The organism is Halomonas sp. SIMBA_159, assembly GCF_046536035.1.
Taxonomy (GTDB): domain Bacteria; phylum Pseudomonadota; class Gammaproteobacteria; order Pseudomonadales; family Halomonadaceae; genus Vreelandella; species Vreelandella venusta_A.
Window position 1 is genome coordinate 1 of record NZ_JAWJBT010000079.1, and the last position, 552, is coordinate 552.

At 44.4% G+C, this 552-nt stretch carries 1 protein-coding gene; it reads left to right on the plus strand.

Annotation, left to right across the window (positions count from 1 at the left end):
- Nucleotides 1-217: 217 nt before the first annotated feature.
- On the plus strand, nt 218-552 hold a 335-nt coding region (locus R0J87_RS18425), incomplete at its 3' end, for a CsgG/HfaB family protein (RefSeq protein WP_498887984.1).

The following is a 552-nucleotide window of genomic DNA, read 5'->3' on the forward strand; positions in this document are numbered from 1 at the left end:
TTAGACCTCACTTACCATGTCGGCATTTATTTGCATAACGCAAAAAAATTGCAGTTTGCAATTCAAAACTTGCAAACTGCAAGAGAAAACTCCGCAATCCATTTATTAAAACCCACCCACCCACCAACAAAAATACGCAAGCAACTGATGAATATATAAAAATATAAACATGGCATCCCTCCTGCTATTAGTTATACAACAACAGGAGGAACCAAACATGAAGTTTCCAACTCTCCACAAGATCACCGCCGCCATTGCATTAAGTGCTTCTATGAGCGGTTGTGCTTCTATTGGAACTGATCCTATCGCACCGCGAGAAGGCTCTCCAGTGATGTCAAATCACACGCCTTACAGCCGCTGCTTAAGTGCTCTCAGTCAGCAGCCAGGTACCAATCTGCCCACTGTTAGCGTTGGTCAAATTCTCGACCAAACGGGCCAAGTCAGCTACTCCACTATTACTGATAGCCGCACACTAACGCAAGGCGTATCAGAAATGTTGATTAGTGCACTTTATAAAACGCGCAAAGTTAGGCTGGCGGAGCGCCTAGATAT